This window comes from Dermacoccus nishinomiyaensis (assembly GCF_900447535.1).
Lineage (GTDB): Bacteria > Actinomycetota > Actinomycetes > Actinomycetales > Dermatophilaceae > Dermacoccus > Dermacoccus nishinomiyaensis.
Genome location: NZ_UFXX01000001.1, coordinates 2,076,592 through 2,094,219, shown reverse-complemented (window position 1 = coordinate 2,094,219; position 17,628 = coordinate 2,076,592). Strand labels below are relative to the sequence as shown.

The 17,628-nt window shown below is 65.1% G+C and carries 9 protein-coding genes, 3 rRNA genes and 1 pseudogene; 3 read left to right on the top strand and 10 right to left on the bottom strand.

The genetic code is table 11. The features are described from left to right. Window positions 1-42: 42 nt before the first annotated feature. Both istB and istA read right to left on the bottom strand, forming a co-directional pair. On the bottom strand, window positions 43-867 hold the full coding sequence (istB, locus tag DYE07_RS09745; RefSeq protein WP_115296880.1) for an IS21-like element helper ATPase IstB: 825 nt from the start codon (window positions 865-867) through the stop codon (window positions 43-45). Then, window positions 864-2,534 carry an IS21 family transposase gene (gene istA / locus DYE07_RS09740; RefSeq protein WP_115296879.1) on the bottom strand — a complete coding sequence of 557 codons (1,671 nt, stop codon included), beginning with the start codon at window positions 2,532-2,534 and terminating at the stop codon, window positions 864-866. The genes istB and istA overlap by 4 nt, the downstream gene beginning before the upstream one ends. Here istA and DYE07_RS15165 point away from each other — a divergent pair. Continuing rightward, window positions 2,503-3,319, top strand: a pseudogene (locus tag DYE07_RS15165) (LysE family transporter). The gene istA and the pseudogene DYE07_RS15165 sit on opposite strands and share 32 nt — an antisense overlap. A 143-nt stretch (window positions 3,320-3,462) precedes the next feature. Here DYE07_RS15165 and DYE07_RS09725 read toward each other — a convergent pair. Continuing rightward, window positions 3,463-5,268 (bottom strand): long-chain-acyl-CoA synthetase, encoded by a 1,806-nt coding sequence (locus DYE07_RS09725; protein WP_115296878.1) that lies wholly within the window; start codon window positions 5,266-5,268, stop codon window positions 3,463-3,465. Window positions 5,269-5,698: 430 nt separating this feature from the next. Between DYE07_RS09725 and DYE07_RS09720 the strand changes: the two genes are divergently transcribed. Beyond that, entirely contained in the window at window positions 5,699-6,208 is a 510-nt protein-coding gene (locus DYE07_RS09720) for a type 1 periplasmic-binding domain-containing protein (RefSeq protein WP_115296877.1), read from the top strand. Window positions 6,209-6,274: 66 nt separating this feature from the next. Here DYE07_RS09720 and rrf read toward each other — a convergent pair. From rrf to DYE07_RS09695, 5 genes are all read right to left on the bottom strand, one after another. Next, window positions 6,275-6,392, bottom strand: a 5S ribosomal RNA gene (rrf, locus tag DYE07_RS09715). A gap of 89 nt (window positions 6,393-6,481) precedes the next feature. Further along, window positions 6,482-9,582: ribosomal RNA gene (locus DYE07_RS09710) — 23S ribosomal RNA — on the bottom strand. 373 nt (window positions 9,583-9,955) lie between these two features. After that, a 16S ribosomal RNA gene (locus DYE07_RS09705) occupies window positions 9,956-11,477 on the bottom strand. Together the 16S, 23S and 5S rRNA genes form the textbook arrangement of a ribosomal RNA operon. Before the next feature lie 510 nt (window positions 11,478-11,987). Further along, complete coding sequence (locus tag DYE07_RS09700) at window positions 11,988-12,659, bottom strand: response regulator transcription factor (RefSeq protein ID WP_074041352.1); 672 nt, start codon at window positions 12,657-12,659, stop codon at window positions 11,988-11,990. A 114-nt stretch (window positions 12,660-12,773) separates the two neighbouring features. After that, complete coding sequence (locus DYE07_RS09695; protein WP_237723809.1) at window positions 12,774-14,918, bottom strand: ArnT family glycosyltransferase; 2,145 nt, start codon at window positions 14,916-14,918, stop codon at window positions 12,774-12,776. Between the two features lie 206 nt (window positions 14,919-15,124). Here DYE07_RS09695 and DYE07_RS09690 point away from each other — a divergent pair, with 206 nt between their 5' ends. Further along, window positions 15,125-15,805, top strand: a complete 681-nt coding sequence (locus DYE07_RS09690; RefSeq protein WP_115296875.1) for a hypothetical protein — start codon at window positions 15,125-15,127, stop codon at window positions 15,803-15,805. A gap of 62 nt (window positions 15,806-15,867) precedes the next feature. Here the strand turns inward: DYE07_RS09690 and DYE07_RS09685 are convergent, their stop codons facing one another. Then, complete coding sequence (locus DYE07_RS09685; protein WP_172462983.1) at window positions 15,868-16,740, bottom strand: SDR family NAD(P)-dependent oxidoreductase; 873 nt, start codon at window positions 16,738-16,740, stop codon at window positions 15,868-15,870. Between the two features lie 66 nt (window positions 16,741-16,806). Continuing rightward, complete coding sequence (locus DYE07_RS09680) at window positions 16,807-17,556, bottom strand: class I SAM-dependent methyltransferase (protein ID WP_062256854.1); 750 nt, start codon at window positions 17,554-17,556, stop codon at window positions 16,807-16,809. Window positions 17,557-17,628 lie beyond the last annotated feature (72 nt).

Sequence of the window (17,628 nt, the reverse complement as noted above, 5' to 3'; positions counted from 1 at the left end):
CGCATTCGCAAGGAAGGTCCGCACATCGGCAAAGTAGTGATGTCACGCGCCTGTTGCGGGGGTCCGGTGCCGGGCTCGGGTGTGGGCGAGGCGGTAGGAGTTGGTGCCTGTTTCGATGATGGTGGCGTTGTAGGTGAGGCGGTCGACGATCGCTGCGCACAGGCGGGGGTCGGTGAAGGTGTCGGTCCAGGCGGAGAAGGACTGGTTGGAGGCGATCGCGATGGCGTTCTTCTCCTCGCGTTCGGTGAGGACTTGGAACAGCAGCTCGGCGCCGCGCCGGTCGAGTTCCATGTAGCCGAGTTCGTCAATCACGAGGAGGTCGACGCGGCCGTAGCGGTTGATGGTCTTGGTGAGTTGTTTCTCGTCGGCGGCTTCGACGAGCTCGTTCACCAGGCGGGTGGCGAGGGTGTAGCGGACGCGGTAGCCCTGCTCGGCGGCGGCGGTGCCGAGCGCGATGAGCAGGTGGGATTTGCCGGTGCCGGAGTCCCCGATCAGGCACAGGGGGTCACCACGCCGGATCCAGTCGCCGGTGGCGAGCTCGTTGATGGTGGCGGGGTTGATGTTGGGGTTCGCGGTGAAGTCGAAGTCGGCGAGCCATTTCTCGCGGGGGAAGCCGGCGCTCTTGATGCGACGGAGGGTGGAGCGGCGGTCGCGGTCGTCGACCTCGGCCAGGAGGAGTTCGGCGAGGAAGCCTTGGTAGGTGAGTTGTTCCTTTGTGGCGGCCGTCACGGCGTCGTCGACGACGGCGCGGATGGTGGGCAGCCGAAGCCGGCGGCAGGCCTGGTCGATCGCGGCCTGCGCGGCTTGTTCGGTCAGGCCCTGACGCCGGCGAAGGCTCGCGGGGCGGCTGGTGCTGGTGGTGGTCATGGGGTTCCTGTCTGGGTGTGATGGTGGACCTCGGCGGGGGCCGGGGTGGGGTTGGGTTGGCGTCGGCGCAGGAGTTCGTCGTAGGCGGTGACGGTGGGTAGGGGCCGGGTGTCTTCGGGCAGGTGCGCGATGACCTGGTGCGGGTTGGTGGGGCGTCGGGGTGGCAGGTTCACGACCGTCCCACCCCTGGCCGGGGCGGCCGGAGTTGCGGGTGTGTGGGTGGTGGCGTGGCGGCGGGCTTCGACGGCGACGACGTCGGGGCTGATCGCGCCCACCGACAGGGCCGAGGTGATGCCGGCGATCACCGCCTCGGACGGGAGGGATCGGTGGAGCAGGAGCACGTCGATCAACGCTTGGGTCCCGGCGACGTCGCCGCTGGTCTTGCGGGCCGCGGCCCAGAACGCGTCGTGGGCTGCGGTGAATGCTCCGGCGGCGCGGGCCTGCGCGAGGGCGGTGGAGCCGGGGAACGCGCCGGGCTTGTGGCGTAGGACTTCGAGGTAGTGGTCCAGCTCGACCCGGGTCACGCCACGGGTGCCGAGGCGGGGGTGAGTGGCGACGACGGTGCGGCCCTCGAACACGACCACGCACGAGGCCCGCAGGGACACGCGGACGCGTTGCCCGATCAGGTGCGCGGGCACGGAGTACTTGACCATGCGGACCGTGATCAGGGCAGAGCGATCGACCCGGGGGTGGAGGATCAGGCCGGGGTCGAAGTCGTCTGCTGGCAACGGTGCCAGGTGTGGGAGTTCGGCGCGGTAGTCCTGCCCGATCGTGTTCGCGTGGCCAGTGATGCGACGGGTGTTGTCGTCGACTTCCCAGGCGCGGATCTTGACGTTGAGTTCGTCCAGGGAGGCGACGTCGGGCATGGGGGTGAGGTGGTTGCGGCGGAACCATCCGACCTCGCCCTCGACGCCGCCCTTCTCGTGGGCGCCGTCGATGCCGGGCTGGCAGTAGAACGCGTCGAAACCGTAGTGGGAGCGGAACAGCACCCAGCGTTCGTTCTCGTCGCGGAGCCGGTTCCCGCCGTGGATGACCTGCACGACGGCCGACGTGAGGTTGTCGTAGCGGATGTGACGGGTCGGGATGCCGCCCAGGGCGTGGAAGGCCTCGATGTGTCCCTCGAGGAAGGCTTCCTGCCCGCCGGTCGGGTAGACGCGGTGGATGGCCTTGCCGGAGTGGGACAGGCGGTAGACGAACATGTGGCACTTGGTCTTGACGCCGTCGAGGATGACGTAGACCTCGCCGAAGTCGACCTCGGCCTCCGCGCCGGGGGCATGGTCCTGCGGCACCATCGCCTCCACCCGGCGCCCGGCCTCCAGATCGATCTGCGCGCGCCTGACCCGCACGTAGTCCCGCACCGTGGAGTAGGACAGGTCGGTGGCGCCGTGCTCGTCGCGCAGCCGGGCCAGGATCCTGGTCGCGGTATGGCGCTGCTTGCGCGGCGCGGTCAGGTCATAGGTGAGCATCTCGTCGATCGCCGGCTTGTACGGATCCAGGCGCGGTGCCGTGCGGACCGGTTTCTTGCGGGGTGGGGGTTCGGCAGCGGCGAGGGCCTGGCGGACGGTGCGGCGGTGGACTCCGTGCTTGCGGGCGAGCTCGCGGATGGACAGGCCATCGACTCGCGCGTCGTAGCGGATGTCGGCGTACAGCTGCACTCGTGACCCCATCTTGGCTCCCTTGCCCTCGCGACTGGTTCCCAGTGATGGGGACCAGCGTGAAGGGGTGGGGCCAGTTCAGACCGTCAACACCCCGGCAAGTCGCACGCGGGGCCAGATCAAGCCGTCACAACGGGGCCAGACCAAGCTGTCACAACCAATCCTGCTGCCCGGGCCGAACTCGCTGTTCGTCGCGACGAGCGCCGCGCAGGTATCGCGACGCGCCGGCTGGCAGGCCGCCGCCGGTGTGTTCATCAGCGACAGCATCCTCATGATCGCGGCCGTCGCCGGCGGGCACGCTGCTGACGGGCGGGTCGCTGTTCTTCCGCGCGCTGACGCTCGTCGGCGGCGCCTACCTCGTCTATCTCGGGTTCGGTCTGCTGCGCCGAGGGGTGCAGTTGCTGCGCGAACATCGAGCGCTGACGCGCGCCGACGCCACGGACGACTCGCTCAACCCCATCGACACAGGCGCGGCCCCCGATGACGCCGGCATCGCGGCGTCCCCGTTCAGCCGCTCGATCGTGACGGGCATGCTCAACCCCAAGTCGATCCTGTTCTTCGCCGCGTTCTTCGTGCAGTTCGTGACGCCGGGCGATCCGCACCTGTGGGTCAACTTCGGGGTGCTCGCCGTCATCATGCAGATCATCAGCCTCATCTACCTCGCGGCCGTCATCGCCATCAGTTCGCGGCTCGGCCACCGCGTCGCAGGACGCCCGCGCGTCGTCGCCGGCGCACACCTCGCCGCGGGGACGGCCTTCTGCCTGTTCGCCGTCAAGCTCGCCACCGCATCGTTCTGACGCCCGACACGCTGAACCACCACGCCGACGCGACGCTCCACCCCTCACAGCTGCCGCGCGACCACATGGCCGGCTGACGCGAAGCTCCACCCCTCACAGCTGACGCACGACCACATGGCCGGCCGACGGCGAAGCTCAACCCCTCACGGCTGACGCGCTGCTGCGACGTCTTCGGGGTAGCTCCCGTAGAAGGGCACGTAGCCGTCACGCATCAGCACCCACACGCGGTCGTCACCCACGCCGGCGAACCCGGCGTCGCGCAGTTCGACCTTGCGCGACTTGAACGTCGAGGTGTGCTCGAGCGAATCGACCTCGCGCACGAACAGTGGCACCGCGTACTTCGGCAGGCGTTCGTTGAGCGCGACGGCCGCCATGGCGTCGAAGGGCTCGCCCTTGCGCAGCACGACGGCGGCCATGCCGGCTCGCCCGTCGCAGCCGGGCACCTCGACGCCGTAGACGACGCAGTCCTCGACGAACGGCAGCCGCTCGAGGGCCGCCTCGACCTCCGTCGTCGCGACGTTCTCGCCCTTCCACCGGAACGTGTCGCCGAGCCGATCGACGAACGCCACGTGGTTGAGCCCCTGCCGGCGCACGAGGTCGCCGGTGATGAACCAGCAGTCGCCGTCCTTGAAACCGTCGCGCAGCAGCTTCTTCTCGGTGGCGTCGTCGTCGGTGTACCCGTCGAACGGCTGGGCCTTCGTCACCTTGGCGAGCAGCAGGCCCGCCTCGCCGACCTTGACCTGACGCAGCCGCCCGTTCCCGTCGCGCACCGCGCCGCCCGTCTCCGGGTCGTAGGCGACGACCTTGTGCGGCAGTGGGCACGTGCCGGCCGTCTCGGAGATGTTGTAGGCGTTGATGAACGCGATGTTGCACTCGCTCGCCCCGTAGAACTCGGCGATGCGCGCGATGCCGAAGCGCTCCTGGAACTCGGCCCAGATGTCGGTCCGCAGGCCGTTGCCGACGATGACGCGGATGCGGTGCGCCCGGTCAACGTCCCGCTGCGGCTGGCCGAGCAGATAGCGGCACAGTTCGCCGATGTAGACGAACGACGTCGCGTCGAAGCGGATGACGTCGTCCCAGAAGTTGGAGACGGAGAACTTGCGCGCGATGGCGAAGCACGCGCCGCCGTTGAGCACGGCTCCGAGCGCGACCGTCACGGCGTTGTTGTGGTACAGCGGCAGGCAGCAGTAGAGAGTGTCGCCCTCGCGCAGCCGCACGCCCAGCCCGCCGAGGCCCGAGTACGACTGCAGCCACCGATGGTGGCTCATGATGGAGGCCTTCGGCATGCCCGTCGTGCCGGAGGTGAAGATGTAGTACGCCTTGTCGCTGCCGCGCACCTGCGCGCATTCGGGCGGGTTCTGCGCCGCCGCCGTAGGCGCGTTCGTCGCCTGTGCGACGAGCTCGTCGAGCCCGACGACGTCCGCGTGGCGCCCGGTATCCGACGACGGTGCGGTGTTCGCTGAGCCCTCCCCCGCGAGGCACGTCGTCACCGCCTCGAGCAACGACGGCTCGGCGACGATGACGCGGGCGTCGAGTACTCCGAGGCTGTGGGCGAGCACATCGCCCTGCTGGTTGTAGTTGAGCAGCCCGCTGACGGCGCCGAGCTTCACGGTCGCGAGCATCACGAGCAGCATGTCGATCGAGTTGTGCGACATCAGCCCGACGACGTCCCCGTGACGCACCCCAGCGTCCTTGAGCACCCACGCGAGCCGGTTGACACGCTCGTTGGCCTCTGCGTAGGTGAGGCGCCCCTCGTCGGCCACGACGAACGGACGCTGCGGGTGCCGCTCGGCGAGCCCTTCGAATACCGAGCCGATCGACATGGCGCGGCCCGATCGACGCAGCAGTAAGGACGGCAGATGCTTGGCGACGTGGGGGATGTCGGGCGTCATCGTCAGCGCCCCGCGCGCCACGTCGAGCAGCGTCACCCGGGTCCGTGAGGTCGTCATCGCTGTGGTCTCCTTCGGCCGTCGTCAGCTCCGGTGTCGCGGTCCGCGCCGCGATCCCCCAACCCTACCTACGCTTCAGTAACCACGTGACGGATACCGCTCAGCCCGTCCCACATCGATGGGTGCCTGCACAGAATTGCCATCCCCCCGGCCGTGGTGGACGATGCGAAGCCGACGCGACGCATGAGCGCGTCCTCGAGGCCGCCGAGGATCTCGATTCCGGCAGCCCCGACCCCCGCTCGCCTCGTCCCTGCGACAGGGACGCTCCGGCATCGTCGGTGTCTTCGCCGAGGGGCGACTGCTCAACTCGTTCAGTGACCCGTTCGCCGTCAGCGTGCTCGACGGTCTCGCGCAGCACCTGGGCCAGAACTCGAGCGGCATCCTGCTCATCCTGGCGTAGGGTAGCGATGAGCACGAGGTCGTGCGACGCATGTCCGGCATCCCCCGCGACGCCGTCGTCTTCCCGCTCGGCGGGCATGTCTCGGCGGCGGTGCTGGACCACCTGCGCCATCGCCGCATCCCGCTCGCCGGCACGGGTTACCCCGCGATCGACGGTGTCCTGCAGCTGACGATGGAACGCGCCGCGCTGCGCACCCTGGCCACGTACCTGTACGACCTCGGCCACCGCGACGTCGCGCTCGTCGAGATGCCGCAGGGTGCGAGCCGCGGTGAGGGCGACACGACGCCGACGGCCAACCCCCAGGCGACCGCACGCACCGAGGGCTTCCTCGACGTATTTCCCGACGTCACGTACCCACACCTTCGCGCTCATCGAAGGCACCTCGATGGCCGCGCAGGCCGGCGCCTGACCCTCTCTACCGATCGATGCCCAGTCCCCGAGGGAGTGGGCAACGTCATGTACGTGTCCATCCGCACCCGTACAAGCATTCGCAGGGGCGGCGGGGGTCAGGGTGTTTGTGGTGGACGTAGAAATGCGTGATGGTCTTGAACTACTCAACCCCAGTCTTTCGGGGGAGCTGTTCAAGACCATCACGTCTTAGAAGAAGTCCGGCGGTGTCCTACTCTCCCACACCCTACCGAGTGCAGTACCATCGGCGCTGAAGGGCTTAGCTTCCGGGTTCGGAATGTGACCGGGCGTTTCCCACTTCGCTATAACCACCGTAACACTATGAAACATATCAACCCATCATGGCGGGTGTATTGTTTCAGAATTACACAGGGACGCGAGCACTAGCACAACAATACTGAGTGTGATAATAAGTTATCGGTTCATTAGTACCGGTCAGCTACAACCATTACTGGTCTTCCACATCCGGCCTATCAACCCCATCGTCTCTAGGGAACCTCTCACACACAAGGTGTATGGAAACCTCATCTCGAAGCGTGCTTCCCGCTTAGATGCTTTCAGCGGTTATCACTTCCGAACGTAGCCAATCAGCGGTGCTCCTGGCGGAACAACTGACACACCAGAGGTTCGTCCATCCCGGTCCTCTCGTACTAGGGACAGGTCTTCTCAAGTTTCCTACGCGCACAGCGGATAGGGACCGAACTGTCTCACGACGTTCTAAACCCAGCTCGCGTACCGCTTTAATGGGCGAACAGCCCAACCCTTGGGACCTACTCCAGCCCCAGGATGCGACGAGCCGACATCGAGGTGCCAAACCATGCCGTCGATATGAGCTCTTGGGCAAGATCAGCCTGTTATCCCCGGGGTACCTTTTATCCGTTGAGCGACGGCGCTTCCACAAGCCACCGTCGGGTCACTAGTCCCCACTTTCGTGCCTGCTCGACATGTCTGTCTCACAGTCAAGCTCCCTTGTGCACTTACACTCAAAACCTGATTGCCAACCAGGCTGAGGGAACCTTTGGGCGCCTCCGTTACCCTTTAGGAGGCAACCGCCCCAGTTAAACTACCCATCAGGCACTGTCCCTGATCCGGATCACGGACCGAAGTTAGGAGCCCAATACGACCAGAGTGGTATTTCAACAATGACTCCACACACACTGGCGTGCATGCTTCACAGTCTCCCACCTATCCTACACAAGCCGTACCGAACATCAATACCAAACTGTAGTAAAGGTCCCGGGGTCTTTCCGTCCTGCTGCGCGTAACGAGCATCTTTACTCGTACTGCAATTTCGCCGAGTTCGTGGTTGAGACAGTGGAGAAGTCGTTACGCCATTCGTGCAGGTCGGAACTTACCCGACAAGGAATTTCGCTACCTTAGGATGGTTATAGTTACCACCGCCGTTTACTGGGGCTTAAATTCTCAGCTTCACCACCGAAGTGATTAACCAGTCCTCTTAACCTTCCAGCACCGGGCAGGCGTCAGTCCGTATACATCGAATTACTTCTTCGCACGGACCTGTGTTTTTAGTAAACAGTCGCTTCTCCCTGGTCTCTGCGACCCTCACCCCTAGCCCGTACGGGCTTCAAGGCTTGGGCCCCCCTTCTCCCGAAGTTACGGGGGCATTTTGCCGAATTCCTTAACCACGATTCACTCGATCGCCTTAGTATTCTCTACCTAACCACCTGAGTCGGTTTGGGGTACGGGCGGCTCGAACCTCGCTAGAAGTTTTTCTCGACAGCATAGGATCACCCTGCTTCCCACATACGTGGTCACCATCACATCTCAGCCACATCACTGACGGATTTACCTACCAGTGGGCCTACATGCTTGGACGGGGACTACCATCGCCCCGCGGAGGCTACCTTCCTGCGTCACTCCATCGCTTACCTACTACACGATCGGGTCACACGCTCCCCACACCAGATGATCCCGAAGGACCGGTTGGCATGGTTCGGGTGTTTAGCATCCCATGGTTCAGTATGGGCGGTTCTTCGCCGGTTCCGGAATATCAACCGGATGTCCATCGACTACGCCTGTCGGCCTCGCCTTAGGTCCCGACTTACCCAGGGCAGATTAGCTTGACCCTGGAACCCTTGGTTATTCGGCGGACGGGTTTCTCACCCGTCATTCGCTACTCATGCCTGCATTCTCACTCGTGTAGCATCCACGACTCGATCACTCGGCCGCTTCACTCGCCACACGACGCTCCCCTACCCAACAACACCCCCGTTAAGGGTCAGTGTGTCATTGCCACAGCTTCGGTGATGTGCTTGAGCCCCGCTACATTGTCGGCGCGGAATCACTTGACCAGTGAGCTATTACGCACTCTTTAAAGGGTGGCTGCTTCTAAGCCAACCTCCTGGTTGTCACAGCAACTCCACATCCTTTCCCACTTAGCACACGCTTAGGGACCTTAGCTGATGATCTGGGCTGTTTCCCTCTCGACTACGAAGCTTATCCCCCGCAGTCTCACTGCCACGCTCTCACTTACCGGCATTCGGAGTTTGGTTGACGTCAGTAACCCGGTGGGGCCCATCAGCCATCCAGTAGCTCTACCTCCGGCAAGAAACACGCGACGCTGCACCTAAATGCATTTCGGGGAGAACCAGCTATCACGGAGTTTGATTGGCCTTTCACCCCTACCCACAGCTCATCCCCTCAGTTTTCAACCTAAGTGGGTTCGGTCCTCCACGCCGTCTTACCGGCGCTTCAACCTGGCCATGGGTAGATCACTCCGCTTCGGGTCTAGACCCAGCGACTCAAACGCCCTATTCGGACTCGCTTTCGCTACGGCTACCCCACACGGGTTAACCTCGCCACTGAGCACTAACTCGCAGGCTCATTCTTCAAAAGGCACGCCGTCACCCCACACAGAGGCTCCGACGGATTGTAAGCACACGGTTTCAGGATCTATTTCACTCCCCTCCCGGGGTTCTTTTCACCTTTCCCTCACGGTACTAGTCCGCTATCGGTCACCAGGGAATATTTAGGCTTAGCAGGTGGTCCTGCCAGATTCACACGAGATTTCACGGGCCCCGTGCTACTTGGGAAACAGCACAACACAGCCACACACGTTTCGTCTACGGGAGTCGCACCCTCTACGCTCAACCATTCAAGATTGTTCAACTACGCACATGGTTTCTTACTGCGCACCCTCATGTCAGTGAGGATCAGCACTGTCCCACAACCCCACAACCGCAACCCCTGACAGGTCTCACACGATCATGGTTTAGCCTCATCCGCTTTCGCTCGCCACTACTCACGGAATCACTCTTGTTTTCTCTTCCTGTGGGTACTGAGATGTTTCACTTCCCCACGTTCCCTCCCAACACCCTATGTGTTCAGGTGCAGGTGCCATGACATGATTCATGGCGGGTTTCCCCATTCGGAAATCCCCGGATCACAGCCTGTTTATCGACTCCCCGAGGCATATCGCAGATTACAACGTCCTTCATCGGTTCCTGGTGCCAAGGCATCCACCGTGTGCCCTTAAAAACTTAAGATCACAGATACTAGATGCTCGCGTCCACTGTGTAATTCTCAAACAACACGCCACACACAACCCCACACACCCAAACCCCATCCAACAAGATGAAGAGTCTTCACTTGGTGTGTGATCTTGTGTTGACCACAACCCCAGAACACGATCCGTGTCCTGAGAACCCAACAACGCGCCGAACACAACCCCAACACACTCACCACCACCATGCTTTCCCCAACCAGCCCCACATCCTCACCCCATCAAGGGATCAAGACGCGTATGACTGGTTCGTACTCGCTGATGCCGGCAACCATGCAGGCTGCACCATGATCATCGTTCCACCCATGAGCACCCCCCACACACGAACGGTGTGGCAAGGGCTTGATGCTCCTTAGAAAGGAGGTGATCCAGCCGCACCTTCCGGTACGGCTACCTTGTTACGACTTAGTCCCAATCGCCAGTCCCACCTTCGACGGCTCCCCCCACAAGGGTTAGGCCACCGGCTTCGGGTGTTACCGACTTTCGTGACTTGACGGGCGGTGTGTACAAGGCCCGGGAACGTATTCACCGCAGCGTTGCTGATCTGCGATTACTAGCGACTCCGACTTCATGGGGTCGAGTTGCAGACCCCAATCCGAACTGAGACCGGTTTTTTGGGATTAGCTCCACCTCACGGTTTCGCAACCCTCTGTACCGGCCATTGTAGCATGCGTGAAGCCCAAGACATAAGGGGCATGATGATTTGACGTCATCCCCACCTTCCTCCGAGTTGACCCCGGCAGTCTCCCATGAGTCCCCACCCGAAGTGCTGGCAACATGGAACGAGGGTTGCGCTCGTTGCGGGACTTAACCCAACATCTCACGACACGAGCTGACGACAACCATGCACCACCTGTACACCAGTCCGAAGACGCACACATCTCTGCATGATTCCGGTGTATGTCAAGCCTTGGTAAGGTTCTTCGCGTTGCATCGAATTAATCCGCATGCTCCGCCGCTTGTGCGGGCCCCCGTCAATTCCTTTGAGTTTTAGCCTTGCGGCCGTACTCCCCAGGCGGGGCGCTTAATGCGTTAGCTGCGGCACGGAACTCGTGGAATGAGTCCCACACCTAGCGCCCAACGTTTACGGCATGGACTACCAGGGTATCTAATCCTGTTCGCTCCCCATGCTTTCGCTTCTCAGCGTCAGTAATGGCCCAGAGACCTGCCTTCGCCATCGGTGTTCCTCCTGATATCTGCGCATTTCACCGCTACACCAGGAATTCCAGTCTCCCCTACCACACTCTAGTCTGCCCGTACCCACTGCAGAACCGGAGTTAAGCCCCGGTCTTTCACAGCAGACGCGACAGACCGCCTACAAGCTCTTTACGCCCAATAATTCCGGACAACGCTCGCACCCTACGTATTACCGCGGCTGCTGGCACGTAGTTAGCCGGTGCTTCTTCTCCAGGTACCGTCACGTTAGCTTCGTCCCTGGTGAAAGAGGTTTACAACCCGAAGGCCGTCATCCCTCACGCGGCGTCGCTGCATCAGGCTTTCGCCCATTGTGCAATATTCCCCACTGCTGCCTCCCGTAGGAGTCTGGGCCGTGTCTCAGTCCCAGTGTGGCCGGTCGCCCTCTCAGGCCGGCTACCCGTCGTCGCCTTGGTAGGCCATTACCCCACCAACAAGCTGATAGGCCGCGAGTCCATCCCCCACCACAAAAACTTTCCACCAACACTCCATGCGGAGATCGGTCGTATCCAGTATTAGACCCAGTTTCCCAGGCTTATCCCAGAGTGAGGGGCAGGTTACTCACGTGTTACTCACCCGTTCGCCACTAATCCACACCAGCAAGCTGGTGCTTCATCGTTCGACTTGCATGTGTTAAGCACGCCGCCAGCGTTCGTCCTGAGCCAGGATCAAACTCTCCGTAGAAAAAATTTGTTACCCTGACCGAGAAAAAAACGGTGACAAACAACAACCCCAAAAGGGTCATCGTCGTTCTGTACAATCATTAATCACTCAGCCAAAACACGCGACACTCCATAAGTGCCACTAAAATGTTTGGCGATGATCACATCGGCACGCTGTTGAGTTCTCAAAACACCATCGCACACCACACGAAGCGGCGAACTTTCGCTCGCCACCCGCTCGGGGCAACTCGTCAACCTTACCACCCTCGCTCCCCGACTTCAACTCGGCGCTTGCTCTTGGCGGAGCCGGCGCGCTTGTCGAAACTGCGGTGAGCTTCGAGCTCGTGAGGCAAACTGCCCGGAAACACTGGGGTTTCTGTGCTGTCTGCCCCTCGGCGACTCGGAAAACATTACACGTCCTCCAGGTGGACGCCAAATCACCGTCAGGTGACCTGCGCCACCCCTTGGACACACCAGGGCCGCCCCACCGTCAGTCGATCCTGACGGCGGGGCGGCCCTGGCGTGTGCGCGCTCAGCGATCTTGGACGGTGGGATCCGGGACGATGCGACGGTGGTCGGGCTCGAAGCCGTGGCGAACCCCCCACAGCACGGCCTGGCTGCGGCTCGTCACGCCGATCTTGCGATAGCCGGTGCGGATGTAGCTCTTCACCGAGTTGATCGACAGGTGCGTCTGCGCGGCGATGTCGTTGTTCGACAGACCCTGGGTGATGAGTGCGAGCACCTCGGCTTCACGCGGCGTGAGCCCCTCCTCGCGCCCCGGCCATTCGCCGGCGATGGGGCCGGAGCCTACCTCGGCCGAGACGATGACCTCGCCGGCGTGCACTCGCTCCAGCGCCGAGACGAGTTCGCCCGCGGGCAGCGTCTTGGAGAGGTAACCCCGAACGCCGGCATCGAGACTGCGGCGCACCAGGTCGGGCTGGAAGTTCCACGTGTACACGACGACCTTGTCGACCCGGGGCTCCTTGAGCAGGTGCGCCAGCGCCTCAGGCTCGCCCTGCGCCTGCCCGAAGGTGTCATAGAGCGCGATGTCGACGGGGTGCTCGACCGTCGACATCGGGCCCTCGATGTCGAGTTCGGCCACCTCGACCCGGTCGCGGTAGCGCTCGAGCATCTTGGCCAGACCGTTGACGACGACCTCGTAGTCGTCGATCACGGCCAGTCGGATGGGGGAGGCGGAAGTCATCACCCCATGAGGGTACGGGGCACACCCGCGCGTTGCCCCACCCCTAGAGGTGAAACACGTCGAAGAATGATGATTTCCAATGCGTTTCACCCCTGTCGAGGCCGGCTGACTGCTTCAATCGAGCGGCTGCGTCAGGTCGTAGAAGACCGTCGATCCGATCGTCACCTGACGGTAGGTGGCTTCCGCCCACGCCAGGATGCGGCTCGCATCGCTCGTCTGGGCCGAGCTCGTCCCACCGCCCGTCGATGTTCCACCACTGGCCAGCAGGTAGTGAATCTTGCCTGCCTTCACCTCGGCCTGGAACTGGGCGAGTGTCGGGCTCGGGTCGGTGCCGTTGAAGCCGCCGATCGCCATGACCGGCTCGCCCGTTCCGAGCTGCAGTCCGGCCGCGCTCTGCGAACCCACCGCCGCGGCCACCCAGGTGTAACGCTGCGCGTCGGCCCGCAGGGCAGAGATGACGGCGGCGCTCGGCGTCGTGGCATCGAGCAACCCGCCCATGCCGCCGCCACCGACTCCCTGCCCACCTGCACCGGTGGGCACGGTGCCACGCGTCGTCGAGGAAGCGGCCGGGGGCGCGCCTACTGGCGAACCACCCAGGGCGCGAGCACCGGGGCCACGGCCGCCCGCACCCGGCATCCCACCCATGCCGCCCGACGCCGGCCCGGCGGTGACGATCGAGCCGGTGTGCCCGGAGGTCAGCGTCGTGAGCGAGTACGCGGTCGGCCCCGCGAGGCCCGCGACCACGGCGCCCGCGACGATCACGGGCAGGGCTCGCGCGTGCAGCCGTCGCCCGATGACGAGGAGTGCCGCGCACGTCAGTCCGATCGTCAGCACGCCGACGCGCAGCACGTCGCTGTAGGCGCTCGTGCGGGAGAGCAGGACGAACCCCCAGATCGACGACGCGGCGGCCGCGGCCGCCATCGTCAGGGTGCCGACCGGTTCGCGGCGACGCTCCCAGGCCTGCGCGCCACCCATGCCGACGAGCGCCGCGACTGCCGGCGCCAACGCCGCCGTGTAGTAGGCGTGGAAGATGCCGGCCATCAACGAGAACGTCAGCATCGTCACCAGGAGCCAGCCGCCCCACACGGCGTAGGCGGCCCGACGGACGTCGGTGCGCGGCGCACGCGCGCGCATCACGACACCCATGACGCCGAGGATGATCGCGGCCGGGATGAGCCAGCTGATCTGGCCGCCGATCTCGGCGTCGAACAGGCGCGTCAGCCCCGTCGAACCCCACTGCCCGCCGGCAGCGCGCCCGCCGCCGCCCACCGAGCCCGTCTCCTCACCGCTGAGTCGGCCGTAGCCGTTGTACCCGAACGTCAGGTCGAGGAAGGAGTTGCTCTGGCTGCCGCCGACGTAGGGACGCATGCTCGCCGGGGTCAGTTCGACGATCGCGACCCACCACCCGGCGGATGCCACGAGAGCGACGAGGGCCACGAGGCTGCCGACGAGGCGTCGACGCAGTGGCGCCGCAGCGAGCAGCAGGAACGCCGCCCCGAAACCGGGGATGACGAGGAAAACCTGCAGCGTCTTCGTCAGGAACCCGAAACCGAGCAACGCGCCGACCAACGCCATCCAGCGCACCGAACCGCGCTCGAGCGCTCGCATCGTGGCCCAGGCGGCCGCCGTCATGAGCAGGACGAGCAACGCGTCCGGGTTGTTGAAACGGAACATGAGGACGGCGACCGGGGTGAGCGCCATGACGAGGCCCGCGAGCAGGCCGGCGCCCGCGCCGAAGTGACGCTTCACCGTCGCGTGCAGGATGGCGACGGTGGCCACACCCATGAGCACCTGCGGTACGAGGATCGAGAAGCTGCTCAGGCCGAGCAGCCGCACCGACAGCGCCATGACCCACAGCGACGCAGGTGGTTTGTCGACGGTGATCGAGTTCGCCGCGTCGGAACTGCCGAAGAAGAACGCCTCCCAGTTCTGGGAGCCCGCCTGTGCCGCAGCGGAGTAGAAGGCATTCGCCCAGCCACTGGCGGTGAGGTTCCACAGGTAGAGCACTGCAGTCGCCGCGAGCAGGGCCAACAGCGCCGGGCGGGCCCAGTTCGGGTCGTCGTGCGGGCCGGTGACGAGGCGCGTCAGCCAGGTGCGGGAGGTGTTCGAGGCCGTGGTGCGGGTGCCGAGAGTGTCGGGGGTATCGCCGGCATCGGGGCTTGTCGCGCCACGGAGCGTCATGTCGGTTGCCCGGCGGGAGCGATGACGCGGTGCGCGCCGCGCGAGGCGTGAGCCGACGGCTGAGATCGAGGAGTTCATGGCCCCGAGCGTCACGACCTCGGCTTTGGCCCGGCTGTGCGACGACCAGCCCGGGGCCGTGCAGTGGCCGGCCGACGGGCGGCTTCATGAACCGACGACACGCCGGGCACAGCTTCTCCACAGTGCCGGCGCGCAACGTCGACGGCGGATGACGGGCGAGCGCCCGCGACGTCGCGCCCCGAGGCGCCAGGCACGAAGGAGACACGATGGACCACGACGACCCCCGACCCGACGCACACAGCATGAACGACGACGACCCGACACTGCACGACATCCCGCCCGTCCGCCGCACTGCTCTGCCCCACACGGGCACCGACGGCGACGCCGGCACGGACTACCGCGGGGGGCCGGAGCAGGAGGCGCCGTTTGCCTCGGGCGCTTCGACCGGCAACGACACGGCAGGCGCTTCGGCGCCGGGACCCGAGCGATGGTCGGCGAAGAAGTCGGCGCTCGTGTCGGCGCTGGCCATGGGCACGGCGTCGCTCGTGTCGATCGGCGCGGCCGCGGCAATGCCGGCCGGAACGTCGGGGGGCGGCATGGGCGGCGGAATGGGCGGGCCCGGTGGCACGTCGCAGAATCAGCAGGGCACGACTGGTCAGATGGGCCCCGGCATGCAGATGCCCGGCTCGGGCACCTCGGGATCCGGTACGAACGGAACGTCGGGCGGCACCACCAGTTCTGCGGGTGCATCTGGATCTGGCACGTCCGAATCCGGTGCGTCCGGATCCGGCGCCGCAGGCCAGGGCAGCGGGACGAGCGGGGGCGCCCAGGGACAGGCGCCCGGAGGCTCGGCGGGCAATGCGAGCCAGCAACCGCCGAGCGGCGGGCAGATGCCGGGCGCCGCGCCCGGAGGCACGGGCGGAAACGCCGGAACGTCAGGAAGCTGACGCCGGATACCGCCAACTGGCGGCCCCAGACTGGCAGTACGGGTGCCCGCCCCGGCCTCCCCTCAGGCAGCGCGGCGTTTCACCCACTGCCCGAGCTGGGTGAGTACCGCGGGCTGCGGATCCTTGCCCGCCGCCACACGTTTGGCAGCGCCGGCCATGGCCGCGTCATAGACGGGCCGGACGAAACGCTTGGCGCCGTAGGCGACCCGGCCGTCCGGGTCGGTGAGGATGATGTGTCGGCGCGCGCCGATCCCGGCGAACGCGGTGCGGGCGACATCGGCCGCCGAACGAGGCGAGCCGTTGATGAGCTCGACGGCGTTGGCCTCCATCTCGGCGTCGGCTCCGGCCAACGACTGCGCGAGGTTCGTACGGAAGAACGACGGGCAGATGACGCTGACGTCGATGCCGAACGGCGCCAGTTCGTTCTGCAGCGTCTCGCTGACGGGGACGACAGCGGCCTTCGTCGCGTTGTATGTCGCCATCGCCGGCGCGTGGACGAGCCCGGCGAGCGAGGCGGTGTTGACGATGTGACCGCTGCGCTGCGTCTTCATCATCGGGGTGAACGTGCGGCACCCCCGCACGACGCCCATGAGGTTGATCGACAGCGCGCGCTCCCAGTCGGCGATCGCCGTCGTGTCGATGCGCCCGCCGACGGCGATGCCCGCGTTGTTGACGAGGATGTCGAGGCGCCCCCAGTGCTGCTCCACCCAGGCGAGGGCATCGGCCCAAGCGGCATCGTCGCGCACGTCGAGCGTCAGGTAGTCGACGCCGTCCGGCACGCTCGCCGGGCGCTCGGCGTGGAGGTCCGCGACGACGACGCGGGCGGCGTCGGCCACGAAGAGCTTGACGAGTTCGAGGCCGAGACCTGACGCGCCACCGGTGACGAGGACGCACCGACCGGCATGGCTGGGGGCTGTTCGGCGGCTGAGCTTCATGAGTTTCACGGTAGGTCAGCCACCGGCCGGTTCGCGGCGCTTTCGTCGCTTCGGATGCGGGATGCGTCAGCGGCGCACCGCGTCGATCTCGAGACGTACGTAGTCGAGCACCGGCTCGACCATGGCCTCGCGCACCGCCCGGGTGAACTCGCAGCCCTCCTGCTCGCTCATGCGCTCGAGGTAGGAACCGAGGCAGACGGTCGCGAGGTAGCGCTCCATGACGTCGGGGTCGTCGAGGCGGATCGGGCTCGGGCGCAGCGCGACGCGATCGACGTCGAAACCGTTGCGCTCCAAGTGTTCTCGCGTCTCCTCGGGCGAGGCGAAGGCCTTCGGGGCGAAGCCCTCGGCGTTGACGGCCGCGATCGCGCGCTCGACGTTCTCGATGTTGCCCTCGCCGCCGGAGTCGCTCGTCAGCAGGCCACCCGGGCGCAGCACCGCGGCGAGGTGGGCGAACAGCGTCTCGTGATCGCTGATCCAGTGAAAGCACGCGACGCTCATGACGGCGTCGAACGGGCCTGGCCGCGCGCCGAGCTCCGAGACGTCAAGTGGTTCGGTGAGGTCACGCACCGCGAATGCGGCCCCAGACCCGACCCGCTCGCGGGCCTGCGCGATCATCTGCGACGAGCCGTCAATGCCGACGAGGTCGACACCCGGATGGCGCGACAGCAACTCGGCCGCGTCGCGGCCGGTGCCGCATCCGGCGTCGAGCACCCGTTCGTCACCGCGCAGCGTCATGCGCTCGATGGTGCGTCTGCCCCAGCCGACGTGCGGCAGCGGCAACTCGTCGTAGCTCTTCGCATCCCATTCGCGGGTCATGGCTGGTGCGCTCCTCACGGTGTCCGGCCGGCCGGAAGACCAGATCTCTTGACATCAAGATACTTTGCATCG

Excerpts from the sequence above, each read along its gene's own strand:
- istB (WP_115296880.1), bottom strand. The coding sequence starts at position 867 with ATGACCACCACCAGCACCAGCCGCCCCGCGAGCCTTCGCCGGCGTCAG.
- istA (WP_115296879.1), bottom strand. The coding sequence starts at position 2,534 with ATGGGGTCACGAGTGCAGCTGTACGCCGACATCCGCTACGACGCGCGA.
- DYE07_RS09725 (WP_115296878.1), bottom strand. The coding sequence starts at position 5,268 with ATGACGACCTCACGGACCCGGGTGACGCTGCTCGACGTGGCGCGCGGG.
- DYE07_RS09720 (WP_115296877.1), top strand. The coding sequence starts at position 5,699 with ATGTCCGGCATCCCCCGCGACGCCGTCGTCTTCCCGCTCGGCGGGCAT.
- DYE07_RS09700 (WP_074041352.1), bottom strand. The coding sequence starts at position 12,659 with ATGACTTCCGCCTCCCCCATCCGACTGGCCGTGATCGACGACTACGAG.
- DYE07_RS09695 (WP_237723809.1), bottom strand. The coding sequence starts at position 14,918 with ATGAACTCCTCGATCTCAGCCGTCGGCTCACGCCTCGCGCGGCGCGCA.
- DYE07_RS09690 (WP_115296875.1), top strand. The coding sequence starts at position 15,125 with ATGGACCACGACGACCCCCGACCCGACGCACACAGCATGAACGACGAC.
- DYE07_RS09685 (WP_172462983.1), bottom strand. The coding sequence starts at position 16,740 with ATGAAGCTCAGCCGCCGAACAGCCCCCAGCCATGCCGGTCGGTGCGTC.
- DYE07_RS09680 (WP_062256854.1), bottom strand. The coding sequence starts at position 17,556 with ATGACCCGCGAATGGGATGCGAAGAGCTACGACGAGTTGCCGCTGCCG.